Annotated in this window: 20 protein-coding genes and 1 tRNA gene; 11 read left to right on the top strand and 10 right to left on the bottom strand. The window is 72.9% G+C overall.

All coding sequences use genetic code 11. The features are described from left to right. Window positions 1–133 precede the first annotated feature (133 nt). The 4 genes from hutI to hutU form a co-directional block, all read right to left on the bottom strand. Window positions 134–1,306 carry an imidazolonepropionase gene (gene hutI / locus V9U70_RS16665; RefSeq protein ID WP_336676045.1) on the bottom strand — a complete coding sequence of 391 codons (1,173 nt, stop codon included), beginning with the start codon at window positions 1,304–1,306 and terminating at the stop codon, window positions 134–136. A 101-nt stretch (window positions 1,307–1,407) separates the two neighbouring features. Continuing rightward, complete coding sequence (locus V9U70_RS16660) at window positions 1,408–2,775, bottom strand: formimidoylglutamate deiminase (RefSeq protein ID WP_336676043.1); 1,368 nt, start codon at window positions 2,773–2,775, stop codon at window positions 1,408–1,410. Then, entirely contained in the window at window positions 2,766–4,181 is a 1,416-nt protein-coding gene (locus tag V9U70_RS16655) for an allantoate amidohydrolase (protein ID WP_336676041.1), read from the bottom strand. The genes V9U70_RS16660 and V9U70_RS16655 overlap by 10 nt, the downstream gene beginning before the upstream one ends. Next, window positions 4,181–5,839 (bottom strand): urocanate hydratase, encoded by a 1,659-nt coding sequence (gene hutU / locus V9U70_RS16650; protein ID WP_336676039.1) that lies wholly within the window; start codon window positions 5,837–5,839, stop codon window positions 4,181–4,183. The genes V9U70_RS16655 and hutU overlap by 1 nt, the downstream gene beginning before the upstream one ends. A gap of 135 nt (window positions 5,840–5,974) precedes the next feature. Between hutU and V9U70_RS16645 the strand changes: the two genes are divergently transcribed. The 5 genes from V9U70_RS16645 (at window position 5,975) to V9U70_RS16625 (ending at window position 9,883) form a co-directional block, all read left to right on the top strand. Next, on the top strand, window positions 5,975–7,453 hold the full coding sequence (locus V9U70_RS16645) for an APC family permease (RefSeq protein WP_336676038.1): 1,479 nt from the start codon (window positions 5,975–5,977) through the stop codon (window positions 7,451–7,453). A 168-nt stretch (window positions 7,454–7,621) separates the two neighbouring features. Continuing rightward, window positions 7,622–8,035: a hypothetical protein gene (locus V9U70_RS16640; RefSeq protein WP_336676036.1), complete on the top strand. Its 414-nt coding sequence runs from the start codon at window positions 7,622–7,624 to the stop codon at window positions 8,033–8,035. After that, window positions 8,032–8,835 carry a winged helix-turn-helix domain-containing protein gene (locus tag V9U70_RS16635; RefSeq protein WP_336676034.1) on the top strand — a complete coding sequence of 268 codons (804 nt, stop codon included), beginning with the start codon at window positions 8,032–8,034 and terminating at the stop codon, window positions 8,833–8,835. The genes V9U70_RS16640 and V9U70_RS16635 overlap by 4 nt, the downstream gene beginning before the upstream one ends. A gap of 38 nt (window positions 8,836–8,873) precedes the next feature. Next, the gene (locus V9U70_RS16630) at window positions 8,874–9,332 is read left to right on the top strand and encodes a roadblock/LC7 domain-containing protein (protein WP_336676033.1); all 459 of its coding nucleotides are present in this window, start codon (window positions 8,874–8,876) and stop codon (window positions 9,330–9,332) included. A 176-nt stretch (window positions 9,333–9,508) separates the two neighbouring features. Continuing rightward, the gene (locus V9U70_RS16625; protein ID WP_336676031.1) at window positions 9,509–9,883 is read left to right on the top strand and encodes a hypothetical protein; all 375 of its coding nucleotides are present in this window, start codon (window positions 9,509–9,511) and stop codon (window positions 9,881–9,883) included. A gap of 61 nt (window positions 9,884–9,944) precedes the next feature. On the opposite strand, the gene V9U70_RS16620 is transcribed toward V9U70_RS16625, so the two are convergent. Further along, complete coding sequence (locus V9U70_RS16620; RefSeq protein WP_336676132.1) at window positions 9,945–10,484, bottom strand: hypothetical protein; 540 nt, start codon at window positions 10,482–10,484, stop codon at window positions 9,945–9,947. Between the two features lie 218 nt (window positions 10,485–10,702). After that, window positions 10,703–11,548 carry a MurR/RpiR family transcriptional regulator gene (locus V9U70_RS16615; RefSeq protein ID WP_336676029.1) on the bottom strand — a complete coding sequence of 282 codons (846 nt, stop codon included), beginning with the start codon at window positions 11,546–11,548 and terminating at the stop codon, window positions 10,703–10,705. A gap of 170 nt (window positions 11,549–11,718) precedes the next feature. Between V9U70_RS16615 and V9U70_RS16610 the strand changes: the two genes are divergently transcribed. Further along, window positions 11,719–12,129, top strand: coding sequence for a hypothetical protein (locus V9U70_RS16610; RefSeq protein ID WP_336676028.1), 411 nt, complete (start codon window positions 11,719–11,721; stop codon window positions 12,127–12,129). A gap of 397 nt (window positions 12,130–12,526) precedes the next feature. Here V9U70_RS16610 and V9U70_RS16605 read toward each other — a convergent pair whose 3' ends face one another. Further along, window positions 12,527–13,930 (bottom strand): cystathionine beta-synthase, encoded by a 1,404-nt coding sequence (locus V9U70_RS16605; protein WP_336676027.1) that lies wholly within the window; start codon window positions 13,928–13,930, stop codon window positions 12,527–12,529. Between the two features lie 173 nt (window positions 13,931–14,103). Here V9U70_RS16605 and V9U70_RS16600 point away from each other — a divergent pair, with 173 nt between their 5' ends. The 3 genes from V9U70_RS16600 to V9U70_RS16590 all read left to right on the top strand — a co-directional run bounded on the left by V9U70_RS16600 (window position 14,104) and on the right by V9U70_RS16590 (window position 17,764). Further along, complete coding sequence (locus V9U70_RS16600) at window positions 14,104–15,105, top strand: SGNH/GDSL hydrolase family protein (RefSeq protein WP_336676131.1); 1,002 nt, start codon at window positions 14,104–14,106, stop codon at window positions 15,103–15,105. Between the two features lie 261 nt (window positions 15,106–15,366). Continuing rightward, a complete protein-coding gene (locus tag V9U70_RS16595) occupies window positions 15,367–16,587 on the top strand; it encodes an acetyl-CoA C-acetyltransferase (protein WP_336676025.1) in 1,221 nt (406 codons plus the stop codon). A 310-nt stretch (window positions 16,588–16,897) separates the two neighbouring features. Continuing rightward, on the top strand, window positions 16,898–17,764 hold the full coding sequence (locus V9U70_RS16590; protein WP_336676023.1) for a hypothetical protein: 867 nt from the start codon (window positions 16,898–16,900) through the stop codon (window positions 17,762–17,764). A gap of 47 nt (window positions 17,765–17,811) precedes the next feature. Here V9U70_RS16590 and V9U70_RS16585 read toward each other — a convergent pair whose 3' ends face one another. The 3 genes from V9U70_RS16585 to V9U70_RS16575 form a co-directional block, all read right to left on the bottom strand. Further along, window positions 17,812–18,129 (bottom strand): hypothetical protein, encoded by a 318-nt coding sequence (locus V9U70_RS16585; protein WP_336676022.1) that lies wholly within the window; start codon window positions 18,127–18,129, stop codon window positions 17,812–17,814. Between the two features lie 149 nt (window positions 18,130–18,278). Continuing rightward, on the bottom strand, window positions 18,279–19,163 hold the full coding sequence (locus V9U70_RS16580) for a Bax inhibitor-1/YccA family protein (protein ID WP_336676021.1): 885 nt from the start codon (window positions 19,161–19,163) through the stop codon (window positions 18,279–18,281). Between the two features lie 230 nt (window positions 19,164–19,393). Further along, window positions 19,394–19,479: transfer RNA gene (locus V9U70_RS16575), tRNA-Leu, on the bottom strand. A gap of 578 nt (window positions 19,480–20,057) precedes the next feature. On the opposite strand from V9U70_RS16575, the gene V9U70_RS16570 reads away from it, so the two are divergent. Together V9U70_RS16570 and V9U70_RS16565 are read left to right on the top strand one after the other, a co-directional pair. After that, the gene (locus tag V9U70_RS16570) at window positions 20,058–20,828 is read left to right on the top strand and encodes an ABC transporter ATP-binding protein (RefSeq protein ID WP_336676019.1); all 771 of its coding nucleotides are present in this window, start codon (window positions 20,058–20,060) and stop codon (window positions 20,826–20,828) included. A gap of 77 nt (window positions 20,829–20,905) precedes the next feature. Then, on the top strand, window positions 20,906–23,440 hold the full coding sequence (locus tag V9U70_RS16565) for an ABC transporter permease (protein ID WP_336676017.1): 2,535 nt from the start codon (window positions 20,906–20,908) through the stop codon (window positions 23,438–23,440). Window positions 23,441–23,453: the final 13 nt, after the last annotated feature.

The following is a 23,453-nucleotide window of genomic DNA, read 5'->3' as shown; positions in this document are numbered from 1 at the left end:
GGAACAGTGCGACATCTGCGGAAGGACCCGCCCCGAGCACGGGGGAGCGGGTCCTTCCGCATGTCCGGTCCGTGTGCGCGGCGCCTGCGGGCCTCCGGGCCCGCTCGGAGAGGTCGGCCGCCGCGCCGGGCGGCTACACCACGCGCTCCCCGCTCCGCCAGACCGCGCTCACCAGGGGCACGCCCGGCCGGTAGGCGAGGTGGACGTGGCTGGGCGCGTCGAGGAGGACCAGGTCGGCGCGGGCCCCGGGCGCGATCCGTCCGACGTCCGTGCGGCGCAGGGCTGCGGCCCCGCCCGCGGTGGCCGACCAGAGCGCCTCGTCCGGGCTCATCCCCATGTCGCGCACGGCGAGCGCGACGCAGAACGGCATGGAGGAGGTGAAGGACGAGCCGGGGTTGCAGTCCGTGGAGAGGGCGACGACAGCCCCCGCGTCCAGCAGCCGGCGGGCGTCGGGCCAGGCGGCGCGGGTGGAGAACTCCGCGCCCGGGAGCAGCGTGGCGACCGTGTTCCCCTGCGCGAGCGCGTCGACGTCCGCGTCCGTGAGGTGGGTGCAGTGGTCGGCGGAGGCGGCGTCGAGCTCCACGGCGAGCTGGACGCCGGGGCCGTACGTCAACTGGTTGGCGTGGATACGGGGGTGCAGGCCCCTGGCGCGGCCGGCGGTGAGGATGGCGCGCGCCTGGTCGCCGTCGAAGGCCCCCTCCTCGCAGAACACGTCGATCCAGCGGGCGTGCGGGGCGCAGGCCTCCAGCATCGGGCCGGTGACCAGGTCGACGTAGGCCGCGGGGTCGTCGGCGTAGTCGGGGGAGACGATGTGCGCGCCGAGGTAGGTGACCTCGTCGGTGTGGCGGGCGGCGATGCGCAGGGCGCGGGCCTCGTCCTCGACGGTGAGGCCGTAGCCGGACTTGGTCTCGAAGGTGGTGGTGCCCTGGCGCAGGGCCTCGGCGAGGTAGCGGGCGACGTTGGCGCTGAGCACGTCGTCGGAGGCGGCGCGGGTGGCGGCGACCGTGGTGCGGATGCCGCCCGCGCGGTAGGGCTGCCCGGACATCCGGGCGTCGAACTCCTGGGTGCGGTCGCCGGCGAAGACGAGATGGGAGTGGGAGTCGACGAAGCCCGGGACCACCGCGCGGCCGGCGGCGTCGAGGACGTTGTCAGTGGCGGGTGCTTTGCTTGATTCACCGGTCCAGACAACGCGGTCGCCCTCGATGACGACGGCCGCGTCCCGGATCAGGCCCAGGGGGGTCCCGTTGCCGAGGGAGGGGTCATTGGTGACCAGGCTGGCGATGTGGGTGACGGCGGTGCTCGTCATCGGAAGGCTGTTCTCCTTGCGTTCCGGAAGCACCCGGAGCGCCGGAGCCCGGCGGTGCGCCGGACGCTCGCGGCTCTCGGGGTGCTCGGGGCGTCGTGCGGTCAGCTGTGCAGGGCGGCGACGGCCGCGGCGAGCGCTCGGGGAACGTCCTCGATCCGGGTGTGCCGGCCGTCCCGGACGATGTGACGCCCCGCCACGACCGTGTGCCGCACATCAGCGGCGGAGGCGGCGAATACGACGGTCTCCGCTGCCAGCCGGGGCTCGGGGCCTGCCGTTCTGACGGAGTCCAGGGCGACGGTGGTCAGGTCCGCCGGGGCTCCCGGCTCCAGCACGCCCGCGTCGGGGCGGCCGAGGGCCGCGTGGCCGTCGGCGGACGCGGCCCGGAGCAGGGCGGCGGCCGTCCAGTGGCCGCGTACGTGCGTGCGCAGCCGCTCGTCGAGCTCCATCGCCCGCGCCTCTTCGAAGAGGTCGATCACGGCGTGGCTGTCGCTGCCCAGGGAGAGCGGGGAGCCCGCCTTCTGGAGGGCCGCGGCGGGGCCGATGCCGTCGGCGAGGTCGCGTTCGGTGGTGGGGCACATGCAGGTGCCGGTGGACGACGAGCCGATCAGCTCGATGTCCGCGTCGGTGAGGTGCGTGTTGTGGATGCCGGTGGTGCGTGGTCCGAGGACCCCGTGGTCGGCCAGCAGCCGGGTGGGGGTGCGGCCGTGGGCGGCGCGGCAGGCGTCGTTCTCCGCCGTCTGCTCGGAGAGGTGGACGTGCAGCGGCGCGCCGCGTTCCCCGGCCCACTGCGCGACGATGCCCAGCTGGTCGGCGGGGACCGCCCGCACGGAGTGGACGGCGGCGCCGATCAGCGTGTGGTCGTCGCCCTTGAGGAGGGAGGCCCGCTCGGCCCAGGCGTCGGCGGTCGTGTCGGAGAAGCGCAGTTGGTGGCGGGTGGGCCGCTCGCCGAAGCCCGCGGCGAAATAGGCGGTGTCCAGGAGGGTGATGCGGATTCCGGCCTCGGCGGCGGCCGCGATCAGCGCCTCGCCCATGGCGTTCGGGTTGGCGTAGGGCGTGCCGCCGGGCGCGTGGTGCAGATAGTGGAACTCGCCGACGGAGGTGATTCCGGCCAGGGCCATCTCGGCGTACGTGGCCCGGGCCAGGTCGAAGTAGCTGTCCGGGGTGAGCCGGGAGGCTGTCCGGTACATCAGCTCGCGCCATGTCCAGAAGGTGCCGGAGCCCACTTGCACGGTGGCGCGCAGGGCCCGGTGGAAGGCGTGCGAGTGGGCGTTGGCGAGGCCGGGGACGGTCAGGCCGCGCAGCACGGTGGCTCCGGACGGGGGCGTCGGGACGCCGGTCATGATCCCGGCGACGCGGCCTTGGGCGACGTCCAGGGTGACGCCCGGCTCGACGTGCGTGCCGAGCCAGGCGTGGTCCATCCAGTACGTCGCGGTGACGGGCGCTCCCGCGGCCCGAGTCGTCAGCTGCACGCGAGACCTTCCAGTACGTCGGCGAGCGCCCTCACCCCGGCCGTGCAGTCGTCCTCGGTCGCGTGTTCGGCGGGCGAGTGCGAGATTCCGGTGGGGTTGCGCACGAAGAGCATCGCGGTGGGCACCGCAGCGGACAAAATACCCGCGTCGTGTCCCGCTCCGGTGCCGAGGACGGGCACGGGGCGCCCCGTGTCGCCCGCGCTCCCCAGAATGTGGGCGAGCTCGTCGCGCAGCGCGTGCTCGAAGTCGACCACGGGCGTGAACGACTCGCGGACGACGTCGAGGTCGATCCCGGCGCGTTCGGCATGCTCCCGGGCGGCATGCTCGATGCCGGAGACGACGGCGTCCAGGGTGGCGTGGTCGGCGGCGCGGGAGTCGAGCCAGCCGCGTACGAGGGAGGGGATGGCGTTGACCCCGTTGGGCTCGACCGCGACCTTGCCGAAGGTGGCGAGCGCGCCGGTCAGTTCGGCCTCGCGCCGGGCCGCGAGCACGGTCTCGGCGTACGTGAGCATCGGATCGCGCCGGTCGGCGAGGCGGGTGGTGCCCGCGTGGTTGGCCTCACCGCGGAAGTCGAACCGCCAGCGGCCGTGCGGCCAGATGGCGGAGGCGATGCCGACGGGGTCCCCGGTCAGGTCCAGGGCGCGGCCCTGCTCGACGTGGAGTTCGACGAACGCCCCGATCCGGGCGAGCCGTTCCGGGTCGGGGCCGAGGGCCTCGGGGTCGTGGCCGGCCGCCTCCATGGCCCGGGGCAGGGTGATCCCGTCCGCGTCGCGCAGCCGGTGGGCGTCGGCGACGGTGAGTCGGCCGGCCGTGAGGCGGGACCCGACGCAGGCCAGACCGAAGCGGGCCCCCTCCTCGTCACCGAAGTTGGCGATCGCCAGCGGCCGGTCGAGCTTGACGCCCCGGCGGTGGAGTTCGTCGAGCGCGGCGAAGGAGGACACCACGCCGAGCGGCCCGTCGAACGCCCCGCCGTCCGGGACGGAGTCCAGGTGCGAGCCGGTGACGACGGCGTCCCCGGCCAGCGGGTCGCCGAGCCAGGCCCACTGGTTGCCGTTGCGGTCGGTCTCCTGGGTGAGCCCGCGCGCCTCCGCCTGCGCACGGAACCAGGCCCGGCAGTCGAGGTCCGCCGCCGACCAGGCGTAACGCCGGTAGCCGCCGGTCCCTGAGTGCCGCCCGACGGGCTCCAGCCCGCGCCACAGGGCGAGGAAGGAGTCGCCCGCACGCCACTGCTGGGCGCGGGGTCCGTGGGACGCGCTGTCCTCGGGGGCGCTCGGGACGCGACCTGTGCCCGGACCGCTTGCTCCGGGCGCGCCCCGCAGGCGTCCCGCACCCACGCCCGGCGTGAGGTCCGGTGGCGTGGCCCCGTCCGGTGGCGTGGCCCCGTCCGGCGGCGTGTCCGTGGGCATCAGCGGTCCTCGGCCATCGGTACGCGCACGCCCTGGTCCGCGGCGACGGACTGCGCGATGTCGTAGCCCGCGTCGACGTGGCGGATGACGCCCATGCCGGGGTCGTTGGTGAGGACGCGGCGGATCTTCTCGCCGGCGAGCTTCGTGCCGTCCGCGACGGAGACCTGGCCCGCGTGGAGGGAGCGGCCCATGCCGACGCCCCCTCCGTGGTGGAGGGAGACCCAGGAGGCTCCGGAGGCCACGTTGACCATGGCGTTCAGCAGCGGCCAGTCGGCGATGGCGTCGGAGCCGTCGAGCATGGCCTCGGTCTCGCGGTACGGGGAGGCGACCGAGCCGCAGTCCAGGTGGTCGCGGCCGATGGCGAGCGGGGCGGCCAGCTCGCCGCCGGCCACCATGTCGTTGAAGCGCTCACCGGCCTTGTCGCGCTCGCCGTAGCCGAGCCAGCAGATGCGGGCGGGCAGGCCCTGGAAGTGGACGCGCTCGCCGGCCATCTGGATCCACCGGTGCAGGGACTCGTTCTCCGGGAAGAGCTCCAGGAGGGCCTCGTCCGTCTTGCGGATGTCGGACGCCTCGCCGGACAGCGCGGCCCAGCGGAAGGGCCCCTTGCCCTCGCAGAACAGCGGCCGGATGTAGGCGGGGACGAAGCCGGGGAAGTCGAAGGCGCGTTCGTAGCCGGCGAGTCGGGCCTCGCCGCGGATCGAGTTGCCGTAGTCGAAGACCTCGGCCCCGGCGTCCATGAAGCCGACCATGGCCTCGACGTGCCGGGCCATCGACTCGCGGGACCGCTGGGTGAAGTCGGCGGGCTTCTCGGCGGCGAGGCCGACCATGTCGTCGAAGTCGACGCCCAGCGGCAGGTAGGCCAGCGGGTCGTGCGCGCTGGTCTGGTCGGTGACGATGTCGATGGGAGCGCCCTCCGCGAGCATGCGGGGCAGCAGCTCCGCCGCGTTGCCGAGGAGCCCGATCGACAGCGGGCGGCGGGCGTCGCGGGCCTCGACGGCGAGCTGGAGGGCGTGCTCCAGGCTGTCGGCCCGCACGTCCAGGAAGCGGTGCTCGATCCGGCGCTCGATGGCACGCGGGTCGCAGTCGACGCAGAGGGCGACGCCGTCGTTCATGGTGACGGCGAGGGGCTGGGCGCCGCCCATGCCGCCGAGCCCTGCGGTCAGGGTGATCGTCCCGGCCAGCGAGCCGCCGAACTTCTTCGCGGCGACGGCGGCGAAGGTCTCGTAGGTGCCCTGGAGGATGCCCTGGGTGCCGATGTAGATCCAGGACCCGGCGGTCATCTGGCCGTACATGGTGAGGCCGAGGGCCTCCAGGCGGCGGAACTCCTCCCAGTTGGCCCAGTCGCCCACCAGGTTGGAGTTGGCGATGAGCACGCGCGGCGCCCACTCGTGGGTCTGCATGACCCCGACCGGCCGCCCGGACTGGACGAGCATCGTCTCGTCCTGTTTGAGCGTCCGGAGGGTGCGGACCATCGCGTCGAAGGAACGCCAGTCGCGGGCGGCCTTCCCCGTGCCGCCGTAGACGACGAGCTTGTCGGGGTGTTCGGCGACTTCGGGGTCGAGGTTGTTCTGGAGCATGCGCAGGGCGGCTTCCTGCTGCCATCCCAGGGCGGTCAGCGCGCTGCCGCGCGGTGCCCGTACGGGGCGGGGTCCTGACATGGCGGTGCCTCCTCGCGACGGTGAACAACTATTCACATCCTGAGTCGCTGAATAGTCGTAGTCAACAGGTGCGGCCCGCGTCGCGACCGGGAAGGCATTTTGCCTACGGAGCCGGAGGCCGAACCGGAGGCATCGATGAGCACTCCCGACACCCCTGCGTCAGCCGGCTTCGGTGGCCCAGGAGGCCCAGGAGACCGAGGAGGCGCAAGGGGAGCCGGCGGACGGGGGGAGGCCCGGGGCCCGGAGGAGGCGGGAGGGCGGGGGGAGGGAGGCCCGCTGGGGTCGCCGCCGCTCAAGCGCGTTCTCGGCCCCAAGCTGCTGGTCCTCTTCGTGATCGGCGACATCCTGGGCACCGGCATCTACGCCACCACGGGCAACGTGGCCGGAAAGGTGGGCGGCGCCCTGTGGCTGCCGTTCGCGATCGGTTTCGTCGTCGCGCTGCTGACGGCGGCCTCGTACGTGGAGCTGGTCGGCAAGTACCCGAAGGCGGCCGGGGCCGCCCTGTACACGCAGAAGGCGTTCAAGGTCCCGTTCCTGACCTTCGTCGTCGCCTTCATGGTGATGTGCTCCGGACTCTCGTCCGCGAGCGCGGCGGCCCGCGCCTTCAGCGGGGACTACCTCGGCGAGTTCACCGACGCCGTACCCCCGACCCTGATCGCCGTCCTCTTCGTCCTCGCCCTCGCGGCGATCAACCTGCGCGGGGTCGCCGAGTCGGTGAAGGCGAACATCGTGCTGACCCTGGTCGAGGTGAGCGGGCTCGCGGTGATCCTCACGATCGGCGCGTACGCGGTGCTGAACGGCGGGGGCGAGCCCTCCCGGCTGACCCAGATCGAAACCGGCGGCACCGGATACGCGCTGCTCACCGGGGTGCTCGGGGCCACCGCGCTGGGCTTCTTCGCGTTCGTCGGTTTTGAGGACTCGGTCAACATGGCAGAGGAGACCAAGGACCCGGCCCGCACCTTCCCGCGCGCGATCTTCATCGGTGTGGGCGTCACCGGCACCCTCTACGTCCTGGTCGCGCTGGTCTCCTCGCTGCTGGTCGACTCCCGCACCCTGGCGGGGTCCAGCGGCCCGCTGCTGGAGGTGGTGAAGGCCGGGGGGATCGATTTTCCGCCGAAAGTCTTCGCGCTGATCGCCCTGTTCGCCGTCACGAACTCGGCCCTGATCAACATCATGATGGCCTCGCGGCTCTGCTACGGCATGGCCGGCGAGCGCATCCTCCCGCCCGCCATGGGCCGGGTACTGGCCCGCCGCCGTACGCCCTGGGCCGGCATCGTCTTCGTCTCCGTCCTGGCGATCGGCCTGGTGTCCACCGGCGAGATCGAGGGGCTCGGCGACACCACGTCCTTCCTGCTGCTCTGCGTCTTCGCCGTGGTCAACGTCGCCGTGCTGGTACTGCGCCGGGACCCGGCGGGCCACCGCCACTTCCGTACGCCGACAGCGCTGCCGGTGCTCGGGGCGCTCACCTCGCTGGTCCTCGCGAGCCCGCTCGCGGACCGGGGGTCCGACGTGTACGTGCGCGCCGGAATCCTGCTGCTGACCGGGATCGGGCTGTGGGCGGTCAACAGGGCGGTGATGACGGCCCGGGAGAAGTCCGGCGCCGCGTCGGGCTGACGGGCCGGGCGCGCCGCGCCCGGGCACCGCGCGGCTGCTCGTATTTCAGCCGCTTCCTGCGCCGCGGTCCGCATGTACCAAAGGAAAATGCCAGAAGCCCCTCCTGCCGTCAGCACGTTGCGTAGCCTCGGGGTCACAGCCGTACGCCGCGTCGGGAGGGAGATCCGCGTGCCCGGAATCGACGAGTGCCTGCTCGACGTCATGAGACTGCCCGGCGCCCGGGGCGCCTCGGTGGTCGACTGGACGAGCGGTCTCGCCCTCGGCACCATCGGGGACTCCCCCAACGACGACCACGAGGCCACCGCCGCAGAGACGGCCGAGGTGGCCCGGATGGCCGCAGAACAGCCGGCCTTCGCCGCCCTCGCCGCGGGGGGCGCGGCGGCGGGGCCGGAGGAGGCGCCCGGCACGGCCGTCGAGGACCTCATCGTCACCACGCGCGACGGCTATCACCTGCTCCGCTTCGTCGAGACGGCTTTCGACAGCAGCATCTTCCTGCACCTGTGGCTGGACCGCTCCGCCGGCAACCTCGCCCTCGCGCGGATGCGGCTCGGTGAGTCGGCCGAGCGGCTGGTGCTGGAGTGAGTGCGATAGCCGCCGCCCCCGGCACGCCGGGGGCGGAGCCGCTTCCGGTCCTCTCCCCGATGCTCCAGCGCCTCGCCGCGGAGCGGGCCACGGGGGCCCTGATGCGCGACCGGGGCACGCTCTACCTCGCCGGGGGCCAGGTGGTGCACGCCGAGAGCCCGGCGACCCCCGGGATCGACGTCCTGCTCACCACCGGAGGAGTCCTGCGGCACGAGAGCTGGTGGGACGCGGTGGCGCACGCCGGGGCGGACCGCCGGGTCGGCCGCTACCTGGTGGACGGCGGCCACGTACCGGGCGGGGCCCTGGAACTGTGCCACCTGGGCGCCCTGTACGACGCCGCCTTCTTCGCCCTCGCACCGACCGGGTCGCCCGCCCGCTTCCGGTACGGGGTGTCGCACTGGATCGGTCCGGTGCGGCCGGTCCCGGCGGCCGCCGTGCAGCGCGAGACGCAGCGCCGACGCGCGCTGCTGGACGACATCTGGCCCGACGCCACGTGCGACGGCGCCCCGCTGGTCCGGACGACGGCACGATTTGCCGACGCCCCGTCACCGGCCCGCCGGCGCCGCGTCCTGGAGCTGGCCGACGGGGTGCGCACGGCCTCGGACATCGCCCAGGCTCTCGGCCGCTCGGCGTTCCACATCCTGGTCGACCTGCGACGGCTGGCCGCCGCAGGCCTGGTGGAGGCCGCGCAGCCGCCGGCCGGCTCGTCGGGTCCCGGCCGGATCGCCCTCCCAGAGGTGACGGCCGACCCCGACGTCGCCCTGCTGCGCCGGCTCCGAGACGCATTGGAGGCCCTGTGATACGCGCGCTCAGACAGCGTGCCGGGAGGAGACAGCTGATGGCGCCCGAGGCCGAGGTACGCAAGGTCCTCGACGAGCTCCAGCGGTTACGGGCCCGGGTCCCGCTGCTCTCCGGAGCGCTGGCCGCCAGCACCGACGGACTGGTCCTGGCCCACGACACCCCGGGCGTCGAGGCGGAGGGCGTCGCCGCGCTCACCGCCGCCGCCCTCGGCGTCTCCGTCCGGATGACCGACGCCGCCGGACGCGGCGGCTTCCGGGAACTGCTGGTCCGGGGCGAGGCGGGTTACGTCGCGACCTACGCCGCGGGCTCCTCCGCCGTCCTGACCCTCCTGGCCGAGGACCGCATCAACGTCGGACGGCTCCATCTGGAGGGCCGCCGCGCGGCCGCCCGCATCGGCGAGCTCGTCGACGCCACGCTGGAACGGCCCGCACCGCGCGCCGCGCCCCCGCAGCACCCCGGCGCGCCGGGCAGCGCCCTGCCGCGCCGCCCCACGTGACGGCCCGGCCCCCACACGCGTACCGCCCAACCCCCCGGGACGCGCCCCGCCACGCGGAAGCCGCGCGGAAGCCCTCGTAGGAACGCCCCCCGCACCAACCCCGCAGGAACGACCGCGGAACGACCGCGGAAACGGACCCGGTCCCCGCGACCGGCCACGGAAAGGAAAGAGCCTCCATGGCGAACACCGAAGCGTCACTGAAGGAAGCGATGAGCTCGATCGAGGGCGCCACGGGCATCGCTCTCGTCGACTACACGAGCGGAATGGCCCTGGGCACACTCGGCGGCGGCAAGGACTTCAATCTGGAGGTCGCCGCCGCGGGCAACACGGACGTGGTCCGGGCCAAGCTGCGCACCATGGAGCACCTGGGCATCCAGGACGAGATCGAGGACATCCTCATCACGCTGGGCACCCAGTACCACCTGATCCGGCTGCTCAAGGCGCGGGGCAATACCGGGCTGTTCCTCTACCTGGTGCTGGACTCGGGCCGGGCGAACCTGGCGATGGCCCGCCACCAGCTGAAGAGGATCGAAGCCGACCTGGAGGTCTGACGGCCCCCGTGCCGGGGCCGGGAGGCGGTCCGGCCCGGCCGGACCGCGGGACCCCTCGGTCTCACCTGCGGCGGCGCCGCGCCCCGCCCGGCGCGGCGTCCCCCGCCGCCGGGCCCGTCGTCCGGTGCCCCCGCACCCGCTTGCCGACCGGGCTGCCGTGCCCGGCCCAGTCGGTGCGCACCCAGTACAGGACGTCCTCGCGTCCCTCCCGCTGCCCGATCCGTACGGCCTTCAGCCAGAGCCCCACGCCCGCGCCGGCGAGCAGCAGCCCCCCGGCGCCCGGCAGCAGGAACGACGACGCGACCGCCGCGACGAACGCCGTCAGCAGCCACCATCTGCGCCCGCGCCGCCAGGCCCGCAGTGTCACGGCCCGGTCCTGGAGGAAGTCGCCGCGCCCGGCGCGGTCGGCGCCCCGGGCCAGCTCTGTGTACCGCCCGCTCCGTGCCGACGCCACGACGGCGGCGGTGATCAGGAACAGCGCCGCCCCGGCCAGCAGCCCGACCCGGCGCCCGGACAGCCCCGGCACGAACGCCCCCGCCGCCGCGGCCACCAGACCCGACCACCACAGCGGCGCCGCCCCGGCCCGTACGGCCACGGCCACTCTCGCCAGCGACTGCCCTCCGCGTCCCACCCGCGCACCTCTCTTCTCTTCACGCGTGTCCGCACCGCGCACACCGCGGTGCCTCTGGCCGCGGAGGTTAACGGCCGCAGATGAGCGATACGTGAGAAACCCCGAAACCGGCGGCCGGGGGGACGGCGGAACGGCGGGCGGCGGAGGGCGCGGCCGCCCGGACCGCCAGGCCCCCGCCCGTCAGCCCGTCACTCCACGAACAGGCCGCGTGCCGCAGCCCGTGCGTCGAACTCCTCCAGCCGCGCCTGGGCGTCGGGGAGCTCGTCGCACATCGCCTCCAGCAGCACCCGCCCCAGCAGCATCGGCGCGCACACGGTGTCGAAGGAGAGCCCGGAGCCGATGGCCGCCGGGAGCAGCAGGTCGCTGTGTCCGGCGACGGGCGCGAAGGCGGAGTCGGCGACCGTCACGACGGTCAGCCCCCGGCTCCGGGCGTACGCCAGGGCGTCAACGCTCTCCTTCGGGTGGCGGGGCAGCGCGAAGCACACGAGGGCGGTGGCCCCCGCCCGCCGGGCGGAGTCGACCCGGTCGAGCAGCATGCTGCCGCCCTCGTCGAGCACCCGGACGTCGGGGTGCACCTTGGCCGCGAAGTAGCCGAACCCGCGCGCCTGCGAGGAGGCGGCGCGCAGTCCCAGCACCGGCAGCGGCCGCGACCCGGCCAGCAGCCGCCCCGCCCGCTCCACGGGGGCGGGGTCGGCGAGCAGGTCGGAGAGGTGCTGGAGGTTCTCGATCTCGGCGCGGACGGCCTGCTGGTACTCGTTGAGCGTGTCCCCCTCGTCCTCCTGTTCCGCGTCGGCGGGCGCGACGTCGCGCAGATGCCTGCGCAGCGCCGGATAGCCGTCGAAGCCGAGGGCCACGGCGAAGCGGGTGACGGACGGCTGGCTGACCCCGGCCAGCTCGGCCAGCTCGACGCTGGACAGGAACGGCGCGTCGGCCGCGCGGCGGACCATGCAGTGCGCGATGCGCCGTTGGGTGGGCGTGAGCCGGTGCCCCTCGAAGAGCCGCTGCAACCGTGCGGCGGGGCTGCTCCCACTCATGCTGTCCCCTTGCTGGATCTGTCGTGCCACGGCCGGCACGGCAGATCCATTCAGCCAGGTAGGCAGCTGCATGTCCATGTGCGGGAAGCGGCGAGGAGGGGGGCCAGCCTCCGGAAAAGGGGGTGCTAGCCCCACTGTCACGGGGGCCCCGGCTCCGTACCGTGGTCGCTATGGAAGCCCGTGACCCCGAGCTCAAGAAGGAGCTCGCCGCCACCCTCCAGGCCCGCGGCGAGCTGGGAGCGGAGTACGAGACCGCGCTCATCGACTCGTTTCTGGAGAAGGTCGAGCAGCGCCTCGACACGACGCTCGACCGCCGGGTCCGCCGGCAGCTCGCCGAGCAGCAGATGACCACCGCCCGGGGTGGGCGTCCGGCGGGGCCGGGCAGCTTCGGGGAGCGGAACGGGCTGGGGATCGTCTCCCTGGTCCTGGCCGTCCCGCTGTCCGCGATAGGCGTCGCGAACGCCGGGATCGAGGGGCTGGTGGTGGCCTGGCTCGGCATCGTCGGGGTCAACGCGTTCCAGGTGGCGCGCACCCGTCGCCTGTTCCACCGCCGCGGCGAGCCCGCCATATCCGACGGGTAGCACGGAGAGCCCCCGTGTGGAGGGGCGCGCTCCCACGCGGCCCGGCGGGCTGTCGTAGCGCGCTCGGGGCCGGTGGCCGCCCGGGGCCGGGCCCACGGGGGAGGCCCGGCCCCGCCGAAGTCTGTCGCGGGGGCCGCCGCACCCCCGGTCGCCCGGGGGGCGGGACGACGGCGGTCCCCGCGAGGGACGCGGTCCGGGTCAGGGCCGGGTTCCCGCGTCCGGGCGACGGTGGAGGTCCGGGAGCCGCTCCGTAGTCCGTGTCGCCGTATCGGTGCCGGCGGGTCTCCCCGCCGACACCCACCAAGGTGCCGGAGCCGTGTTAAGCGGGTGCTGCGCGGACGTGACGTGCTCGTACCGTTTGCGCGAAGCCACGGCTGCCGGGCCCGGCATTCACCGGCTACGCCTTCGCGCCCGCGTCCCGGGCGAGGAACGCCAGCAGGTCCTGCCTGCTGACCACGCCCGTGGGCTTGCCCTCCACCAGCACGATCGCCGCGTCCGCGCCCTGCGCACCGCTGAGCACGGCCATCAGGTCCTCGACCGGCTCGCCGGAGCCGACCTGCGGCAGCGGGGCCGACATGTGCTTCTCCAGCGGGTCGGTCAGTGCGGCGCGCTGGGTGAACAGCGCGTCCAGCAGCTGCCGTTCCACGACGGAGCCGATGACCTCCGCGGCCATCACGTCCGGGTGTCCGGCCCCCGGCTTCACGATCGGCATCTGGGAGACGCCGTACTCACGGAGCACCTCGATGGCCTCGCCGACCGTCTCCTCCGGGTGCATGTGCACGAGGGAGGGCAGCGGCCCCTCCTTGAAGTCCAGGACCGCGCCGACGCGGGCGGAGGGACCGGAGTCCGCCAGGAAGCCGTAGTCGGCCATCCACTCGTCGTTGAAGATCTTGCTGAGGTAGCCGCGTCCGCTGTCGGGGAGCAGCACCACCACGACGTCGTCGGGGCCGAGCCGCCTGGCGACCTCCAGCGCCCCCACGACCGCCATCCCGCAGGACCCGCCGACCAGCAGCCCCTCCTCCTTGGCGAGCCGGCGCGTCATCTGGAAGGAGTCCTTGTCGGACACCGCGACGATCTCGTCGGTGACGTTCCGGTCGTAGGCGCTCGGCCAGAAGTCCTCGCCGACGCCCTCGACCAGATACGGGCGGCCGGAGCCGCCGGAGTAGACCGAGCCCTCCGGGTCCGCGCCGATCACCTGGACCGCGCCGTCGCTGACCTCCTTGAGGTAGCGTCCGGTGCCGCTGATCGTGCCGCCGGTGCCGACGCCCGTGACGAAGTGGGTGATCTTCCCCTCCGTCTGCTCCCACAGTTCGGGACCGGTGGTCTCGTAGTGCGAGCGCGGGTTGTTCGGATTGGAGTACTGGTCGGGCTTCCAGGCGCCCGGCGTCTCGGCGACCAGCCGGTCGGAGACGTTGTAGTACGAGTCCGGGTGCTCGGGGTCAACGGCCGTGGGGCAGACGACGACCTCCGCGCCGTACGCGCGCAGCACGTTGATCTTGTCCGTGGACACCTTGTCCGGGCAGACGAAGATGCACTTGTAGCCCTTCTGCTGGGCGACGATGGCGAGGCCGACGCCCGTGTTGCCGCTGGTCGGCTCGACGATCGTGCCGCCGGGCTTCAGCTCGCCGCTCTGTTCGGCCGCCTCGATCATGCGCAGCGCGATGCGGTCCTTCACCGACCCGCCGGGGTTGAAGTACTCGACCTTGGCGAGGACGGTCGCCTGGATACCTGCCGTGACGTTGCGCAGCCTCACCAGCGGGGTGTTGCCGACAAGACTGATCATCGAATCGTGGAATTGCACCGTGTACTCCGGGGTCTCCGAGATGGTCCGGCCCAGGGTATGCGTACCGGGCGGACTCTGCGTACGGAACTCTGCGTATCCGAAGGAGTACGCGGAGCCCCGGACGGGGCAGGTAGGTACATGGAGGGCTGTACGGCGAGGAGGAGGTGGACCGGACTGTGTCGAGAGCAAGGGTGGCACGGCGGATCGCGGCGGGCGCCGCTTACGGCGGTGGCAGCGTCGGGCTGATCGGTGCGGCGGCCGTGGGCGTGTTCCTGGCGGAGGTCCAGCTCGCGAAGAAGCAGGTGGGCGGCGGCTCGGCCCCGGTCCCGCCGAGCGCGGACGGGCGGTACGGAGTGGCGTTCGCCGGACCGTCCGACCCACTGCGGCTGGGGATGCTCGGGGACTCGACGGCCGCGGGACAGGGGGTGCGGCGGGCCGGGCACACGCCGGGGGCGCTGCTCGCGTCGGGGCTCGCGGCGGTCTCCGAGCGGCCGGTGGACCTGCGGAACGTGGCGCTGCCGGGGGCCCGGTCGGACGATCTGGAGCGGCAGGTCTCCCTGCTGCTCGCGGACCCGGCCCGCACCCCGGACGTCTGCGTGATCATGATCGGGGCGAACGACGTCACCCACCGGATGCCGGCCACCCAGTCGGTGCGCTGCCTCACGACGGCCGTGCGCAGGCTGCGGACGGCGGGGGCGGAGGTGGTCGTCGGGACCTGCCCCGACCTGGGCACCATCGAGCCGGTCTACCAGCCGCTGCGCTGGCTGGCCCGGCGGGTGAGCCGGCAGCTGGCGGCCGCGCAGACCATCGGCGCGGTGGAGCAGGGCGGGCGCACGGTGTCGCTGGGCGACCTGCTGGGCCCGGAGTTCGCGGCGAACCCGCGTGAGCTGTTCGGCCCGGACAACTACCACCCGTCCGCGGAGGGGTACGCCACGGCGGCCATGGCGGTCCTGCCCACCCTGTGCGCGGTGCTCGGCCTGTGGCCGGAGACCGACCGGCTGGACGGGACGCGCCGCGAGGACATCCTGCCGGTGGCGAAGGCGGCCTCGCAGGCGGCCCGCGAGGCCGGTACGGAGGTCACGGGCGCCCGCGCGCCGTGGGCTCGGCTCAAGCACCGCAGACGGCGACGCCTGCCCGCCTCCACCGAACCGCACCCGTATCCGCACCCGGACGCGGCCCCCGACCGCGCATAGGACCCCGCCCGCTCCTCATCGGGCACCGGAGTACGAGACGTCGGGGCGCGAGGGCCCCGGGACGCAAGGCCGCGGGCGTGAGAAGGCGTACGGGGGGCGGGTACGGGAGGGCGCGCGAGGCCGGGCGCCGGGACCTGAGCGGGCGCTTAGAAAAGAGTCCCGCATCACACGGCCTGCCGGGTGACCCCGGCGATACGTCCAGGTAACTTCCAAGGAGTTCCGCCAGTCCGCACAGCCTTCCAGCCCTCATGGAGCCGCGTGATGCCCGAAGCCGTGATCGTCTCTGCCGCCCGTTCGCCGATCGGCCGCGCCTTCAAGGGGTCCCTGAAGGACCTGCGCGCGGACGACCTGACCGCCACGATCATCCAGACCGCACTGGCCAAGGTCCCCGAGCTGGACCCGAAGGACATCGACGACCTGATGCTGGGCTGCGGCCTGCCGGGCGGCGAGCAGGGCAACAACCTGGGTCGCGTCATCGCCGTGCAGATGGGGATGGACCACCTTCCCGGCTGCACGGTCACCCGTTACTGCTCCTCCTCCCTCCAGACCAGCCGGATGGCGCTGCACGCGATCAAGGCGGGCGAGGGCGACGTCTTCGTCTCGGCCGGCGTGGAGATGGTGTCCCGCTTCACCAAGGGCAACTCCGACAGCCTCCCGGACACGCACAACCCGCTGTTCGCCGACGCGGAGGCCCGTACCGCCGCCCGCGCAGAGGAGTCCGGTGCGAGCTGGCACGACCCGCGCGAGGACGGTCTGGTCCCGGACGCGTACATCTCCATGGGGCAGACGGCGGAGAACCTGGCGCGACTGAAGGGCGTCACCCGCCAGGACATGGACGAGTTCGGCGTACGGTCGCAGAACCTCGCGGAGGCGGCCCTGAAGAACGGCTTCTGGGAGCGGGAGATCACGCCGGTCACCACACCCGACGGCACGGTCGTCTCCCAGGACGACGGCCCGCGCGCCGGTGTCACCATGGAGGGCGTGCAGGGCCTGAAGCCGGTCTTCCGCCCCGACGGCCTGGTCACCGCGGCCAACTGCTGCCCGCTGAACGACGGTGCGGCGGCCCTGGTGATCATGTCGGACACCAAGGCGCGCGAGCTGGGCCTGACCCCGCTGGCCCGGATCGTCTCCACCGGCGTCTCCGGCCTCTCCCCCGAGATCATGGGCTACGGCCCGGTCGAGGCCAGCAAGCAGGCCCTCAAGCGGGCCGGCCTGACCGTCGGCGACATCGACCTCGCCGAGATCAACGAGGCCTTCGCCGCCCAGGTCATCCCGTCCTACCGGGATCTGGGCCTGCCGCTGGAGAAGGTCAACGTCAACGGCGGCGCGATCGCGGTCGGCCACCCCTTCGGCATGACCGGAGCCCGCATCACCGGCACACTGATCAACAGCCTCCAGTTCCATGACAAGCAGTTCGGCCTGGAGACGATGTGCGTGGGCGGCGGCCAGGGCATGGCGATGGTGATCGAGCGGCTGAGCTGAGGCGCGGCGCGACCTTGGGCACGAGCCGCTGAGCTGAGGCGCGGCGCCTCCCGCCGGCGTTGCGGCCTCCCGCGGTACGGGGTTTCGAACCCCGCCGAGCCCCGACCGTGACCGAATCTCCCCCAGGATGTGATGTGCGTCCCGGGGGAGATTCGTTTGCGCAGGTCAGAAGCGTTTCACGGGGGAACGCCGGGCCGAAAGACCTGTCCATTTCGTGACGTAATGCACTGACAGCCCGTACCGGTACAGGCCAAGCTGATGTAGGAAGTCGGGGGTATCGAGAGAAACCGGGAGTACGTCAGTGAGCGCCATGTCATTTGCCCTGTTGCTGACCACCGCCGCTGCCACGGCCGTCGGCGCCGCCGCACTGCACGCCGCTCACGGGCTGCGCCGGCAGGTCGCGGCCCTGCGCACGGAGATGGCCGAGGGCCGGGCCGCCGGCGCTTCGGTGCCGCCCCAGACCCGCAGCACCGCCACCCCCGTCGAGGAGATACGCACGGCCGTCGCCGAGGCGCTCGCCGAGGAGCGGGAGCGCGAGCTGGCGGAGGCACGCGCCTTCTGGGCCGCCCAGGAGGCACGCGACGCCGCTGACGCCCCCTCCCTGCTGGGCGGGCTGTCCGGTCTGGGCGAGGACGCCCCGTACTTCGTGCCCCGGCAGACCGACTTCTCCGGTCTGGAGTCGATGGACCTCGAAGCGGCCGAGGCGATGGAGGAGCTGGCGGAGCTGAGCGAGCGCACCCTCGCGGAGCAGGAGGCCGGCGAGCTGACGGGTCTGCCGGAGATCTCCGAGTTCCCGGAGGACTCCCCCGAGCTGGCCGCGGCCCGCCGCCGCCACCCCTCGCACCCGGACTTCGTCCCCGTGCAGGCACCGGTCGTCACCGACCACGAGCGCACCGTGAGCCGCCTGGAAGAGCTGGCGGACACGGCGACCGAGCTGACCGACGTGCGTCCGGGACCGCTGGGCACGCTCGACGTGTACGTCTTCGCCGACGGCACCACGCTCTGCATGACGCCGGGCCACCGCGAGACCGCGGAACAGCTCTCCGAGGCCCTGCAGGCGGGCCGCCAGCCGGTCCTGCTGGGCGGCTCGGGCGTCTCCGGCGCCTATGCCCTGACCTTCTCCTGCGGCGAGGACAACGTCTACATCCTCGCGGACCGCGTCATCGCCTCGTTCTGAGGGGACCGCCGGGAACGACCGCTTCCGCCCTCCCGGGCGCGGGCCGCTCAGGCGAGAGCCCGCGCCGCCGCTTCCTCGACGTATCGCACGGCCTCGTCCAGCTCTCCGGGCGGGGCCGTTTCCAGTGCCACCGCCAGGTCCCGTCCGGCGACGGCGAGCTGGTCGCCCACCGCGAACATCCCGGCGTCCGGCAGCTCCCGGGGCGGCGCTCCCGGGTCCTCCAGGCGCTGGGCCCGCCGGGCGAGCTCGCGGGCGGCCGCCAGCGCCTCTGCGGCCGTACCGCGCCGCAGGCGGCTCTGCGGGGCCGAGCGCAGCCGGTCGGCGAAACGGTCCACGGCCAGGATGAGGGGCGTCGTATCGAGCACTCGGCGACCCTACGCGCCCTTCCCGCACGGTGGCCACCGTGCGGGAAGCCCGGGGACCGGGCCCGGCCGGGAATCGGAACGGCCCCCAGGCTCGATGCCTGCGGGCCGGTCCGGTACTGCGGGTCCTACGGGTGGTGCGGGGCGTGCGATCAGTCGTCGCCGCGGAGAATCGCGACCAGGCGCAGCATCTCGATGTAGATCCACACCAGGGTCACGGTGAGACCGAAGGCCGCCAGCCAGGCCTCCTCGCGCGGGGCGCCGTAGGCGATGCCGTCCTCGACCTGCTTGAAGTTGAGGGCGAGGATGCACGCGCCGATGACGATGGCCACGATGCCGAAGACGACGCCGAGCGCGCCGCTGCGGAAGCCGAGGCCGTCACCGCCGCCGAACACGGCGAACAGGAGGTTGACCATCATCAGCAGCATGAAGCCGATGGCGGCCGCCATCACGAAGCCGTAGAAGCGGCGGGTGACCCGGATCAGTCCGGTGCGGTAGGCGATCAGCACGCCGGCGAAGACCGCCATGGTGCCGATCACCGCCTGCATCGCGGCGCCGGGGGCGACGTACATGCTGACGATGTTGCTGACGATGCCGAGGAAGACTCCCTCGAACGCCGCGTACGTCAGGATCAGCGGCGGCGAGGGCCGGCGCTTGAACGAGTTCACCATCGCCAGGACGAAGCCGATGATCGCGGCGCCGATGGCCACGCCGTAGGCGCTGCCGAGGTTCGCCTCGTCGACCGGCATGACCCACCAGGCGATGGTGGCGGCGACGATCACGGTGCCCAGCGTCATCGCCGTACGCGTCACCACGTCGTCGATGGTCATCGCGTCGGAACGCGCGGGCGCCTGCGGGGCGCCGTGCTGGGCGTCCTGCTGTGCGTAGGGGTTGGTGGCGTACGGGTTGGCGGTGCCCTGGGCGTACGGGTCGGCTCCCGTCGCGGCGGCCCCGGCCTGCGGCGCCGCGTTGAAGCCCGCGTGGCCGTTGTCGCGGCTGAACCCCCGTCGCGAGAAGACCGGGTTGCTGCTCCTCATCTCACTCCTCCGTGGCCACACTGCGTGGCCTCGCCACAAGAGTAATGGGTAGGCAAAAGAATCACCCCAGTCCCAGGGGAGGATCTTTCCCCCGAATCCGCGGGGTCGCGTCCGGGCGGTCCGCCGCCGGGCCCCGCCGAAGGCCTGCGGGCCCCTCGTGCGGGCGGGGCGCCACCGGATGCGTAATCGGCTACGGTCAGGGCTGTCCGGGTCACGCAGGGTGCAGTGCGTGGTGCCCGGAGCCGGACTCGAACCGGCACGCCCCCGAGGGGCAGCGAGGTTTAAGCTCGCCGTGTCTGCGTTCCACCATCCGGGCGTGCCGCGCGGCTCCGCGTCTGGCTACCGACCCTATCCGGGGGCGTCCCCCGACCAGCGGAGCAGTGGCGCGATGTTGTCCTATTTTATTGACCGCTTGAGGGTGCGTCAGCACATCGGGCCGGTCTGACCACCCACCCCCGTCCGATGACGGCCGGGCGACGCGCCGCGCGGGATTGACGGAAAGTCGCCGCACTCGTACGGCCCAACGCGCCAGGTCCGCGCCAGGCCGCGCCAGGGGGCCCGCCACCCTCACGTCCCGCGGCACTCCACGCGCCCCCGGTGCCCGCCGCGGCGCCCCTCTCACGCCGGTGCGCGCCGTCGTGACGCTGGGTAGGCGCGACGGGCTCCGGCGGGCGGCCGCGGTGGCACTCCCGGCCGGAGCTCAGGGTCGATGTCATACCCGAGGAGGACGGAACCGCCCCCGTGATGCGACTCAAGAGGGCCCCGGGAACGGGCATCGGGGGTGACGACCCGGGGCGGTCGGGACGTGACGATGGAGTAGTCCCCGAGGCATCGGCGCCAGCGCCCGCCCAGCACCCCCGATGCGACCGCATCACCCGATTCAGGAGCACCCCTGTGACCACTGCCCCCACCGTCCACCGCACCACCGCGGTGGCTGCCCGTGCCACGGAGCTGTCGAAGGTCTACGGCGAGGGCGAGACGCAGGTCGTCGCCCTGGACCGGGTGACCGTGGACTTCCCGCAGGGCGAGTTCACCGCGATCATGGGCCCCTCCGGTTCCGGCAAGTCGACGCTGATGCACTGCGTCGCCGGTCTCGACAGCTTCAGCAGCGGCTCGGTGCGCATCGGCGACACGGAGCTGTCGACGTTGAAGGACAAGCAGCTCACCCAGCTCCGCCGGGACAAGATCGGCTTCATCTTCCAGGCCTTCAACCTGCTGCCGACGCTCACCGCACAGGAGAACATCACCCTCCCGATGGACATCGCGGGGCGTAAGCCGGACGCCGCGTGGCTCCAGAAGGTCATCGACATGGTGGGGCTCTCGGAGCGGCTGAAGCACCGGCCGACCGAGCTCTCCGGCGGTCAGCAGCAGCGGGTCGCGGTGGCGCGCGCCCTGGCCTCGCAGCCCGAGATCATCTTCGGTGACGAGCCGACCGGGAACCTGGACTCGCGTTCCGGCGCCGAGGTCCTCGGCTTCCTGCGCAACTCGGTGCGCGAGCTGGGCCAGACCGTGGTGATGGTGACGCACGACCCGGTGGCCGCCTCCTACGCGGACCGGGTGATCTTCCTCGCGGACGGCGCGGTCGTCGACCAGATGATGCACCCCACCGCCGACGGGGTCCTCGACCGGATGAAGGCGTTCGACGCGAAGGGCCGCACCAGCTGACGCCCGCGGCGGCCACGGCCCGGCTGCCGCCCCGCGTCCCCGACCCCCTTCCGGAACCCATCCCAGGACACACAGACATGTTCCGTACCGCCCTGCGCAATGTGCTCGCGCACAAGGCCAGGCTGCTGATGACCGTGCTCGCCGTCATGCTCGGCGTAGCGTTCGTCTCCGGCACCCTCGTCTTCACTGACACCCTCGGCAACGCCTTCCGCAACCAGTCGGCCAAGAGTTACGACGACGTCGCCGTCGCCGTGTCGACCTACGCCGACCGGCGCGACGAAGAGATCCGCGGCCTCGACGAGGCCACCCTGGACGAGATCCGCGGCCTGGACGGCGTGGAGAGCGTCACCGGCCGCGTCTCCGGCTTCGCCGGGGTCGCCGACCCGGACGGCAAGCTGATAGGCAACGGCTGGTCCAACACCGGCGCCAACTTCTCCCCCGGCAAGGACGGCAAGGACCCCGCGTACACGTTCACCGACGGCACGGGCCCGGTGAAGGGCGGCCGGGTCGCGCTGGACGAGGACACCGCGAGCAAGGGCGAGTACGCCGTCGGCGACCCGGTGCGGGTCGCCACGAACGGCCCGGTGAAGGAGTACACCCTCTCCGGTGTGTTCACCACCGAGGACGGCGCGGTCAACGCGGGCGGCAGCCTCGTGCTGTTCGACACCGCGACCGCCCAGGAGCTCTACCTGAAGCCCGGCGTCTTCCAGGACGCCACGGTCACCGCCGCGGCGGGCGCCTCCGACCAGAAGCTGCTGGACGCGATCGAGCCCCTCGTCCCGGAGGAGGCGACCGCGCAGACCGGCAAGGCGCTCGCGGACGAGCAGGCCGAGCAGATCGAGAACGGCCTCAGCAGCCTCAACGCCATGCTGCTGGCCTTCGCGGGCATCGCGCTGTTCGTCGGCGTCTTCCTCATCGCCAACACCTTCACCATGCTGGTCGCCCAGCGGACCCGTGAGCTGGCCCTGATGCGGGCCATCGGCGCCTCCCGCAGCCAGGTCAAGCGCTCGGTGCTGATCGAGGCCGCCGTCGTCGGACTGCTCGCCTCGGTCATCGGCTTCCTCCTGGGCCTCGGCCTCGCCACCGGGCTGCGCTCCGCGATGGGGCTCCTGGGCGGCAAGATCCCCGCAGGGCCGCTGATCGTCTCGCCGACCGCCGTGGGCTCCGCCTTCGCCGTCGGCGTCCTGATCACCGTGCTGGCCGCCTGGCTGCCCGCCCGCCGGGCCGCGCGGATCGCCCCGGTGGCCGCGATGAGCAGCGTGCACGCCACCGCCTCCACCAAGTCCCTGGTCGTCCGCAACTCCATCGGCGGCGTGATCACCCTGCTCGGCGCGACGGGGATCGTCGGCGGCGCGGCGACCGGCGGCACCAACGGCCGGTACCTGATCGCGGCCGGCGCCTTCTTCGCCCTGATCGGCGTCATCGTGCTGATCCCGCTGCTCTCCCGCCCGGTCATCGCCCTCGTGCGGCCGCTGCTGAAGAAGCTCTTCGGAGTGTCGGGGAAGCTGGCCTCGCAGAACGCGGTCCGCAACCCGCGGCGTACCGGAGCCACCGCCTCCGCGCTGGCGATCGGCCTGACCCTGGTCACCGGGATCTCGGTGCTCGGCGTCACCCTCGGCCAGGCCATCGACAAGATGACCACGGACAACATCAAGGCCGACTACATGGTCTCGATGGCCAGCGGCGACTCGCTCGACGAATCGGCGCTGAAAGCCCTGTCCAAGGCCGACGGCGTCGTTGCGCTGACCCCGCAGCAGGCCGCCTACTTCCAGGTCGACGGCGAACCCCACTCGGCCTCCGGCGTCACCCCGGGCGACGTGGAGGAGGTCTTCTCCCTGAAGACCGTCTCCGGTTCGCTCGGTTCACTGAAGGACGGCCAGGTCGCGGTCGGCTCCGAGACCGCGCAGTCGAACGGCTGGAAGACCGGCGACACCCTCCCGGTGACGTTCAACGACGACGAGAAGGGCGAGCTGACCATCGGCGCTCTCTACGAGCAGAACGAGTTCCTCTCGCCCTTCCTGATCCCCAAGGACCTCGCCGACCGGCACAGCTCCGGCTCGCGCTCCGACATCCGGGAGATCTGGATCAAGACGGAGGGCGGCGCGAGCGAGGCCAACGAGCAGGCGCTCGTGGACGCGCTCGGCGACAACCCGGCGATGAGCATCATGGACCGCCAGGACATCCGTGACATGTTCGGCGGTTTCGTGAACACCGCGCTGAACATCATGTACGGGCTCCTCGCCATGGCCCTGCTGATCGCGGTCCTCGGTGTCGTCAACACCCTGGCGATGTCGGTGTTCGAGCGGCAGCAGGAGATCGGCATGCTGCGCGCGATCGGTCTCGACCGCCGTCGCGTCAAGCGGATGATCCGTCTGGAGGCCGTCGTCATCGCTCTCTTCGGCGCGGTGATCGGGGTGGCGCTGGGCGTCTTCCTCGGCTGGGCGATCGGTCAGACGCTGGCCGACGAGATCCCCGGCTACGCCCTGGTCCTGCCGTGGGACCGCCTGGCGCTGTTCCTGGCGCTCGCCGCACTGGTGGGGGTCCTGGCCTCCCTGTGGCCGGCCCGCAGCGCCGCGAAGCTCAACATGCTGACGGCGATCAAGACGGAGTGACCCGGCGCCCGGG

Origin of the sequence: Streptomyces pratensis (assembly GCF_037137275.1) — a bacterium.
GTDB classification, from domain to species: domain Bacteria; phylum Actinomycetota; class Actinomycetes; order Streptomycetales; family Streptomycetaceae; genus Streptomyces; species Streptomyces pratensis_B.
This window is presented reverse-complemented; position numbering and strand designations above follow the sequence as displayed.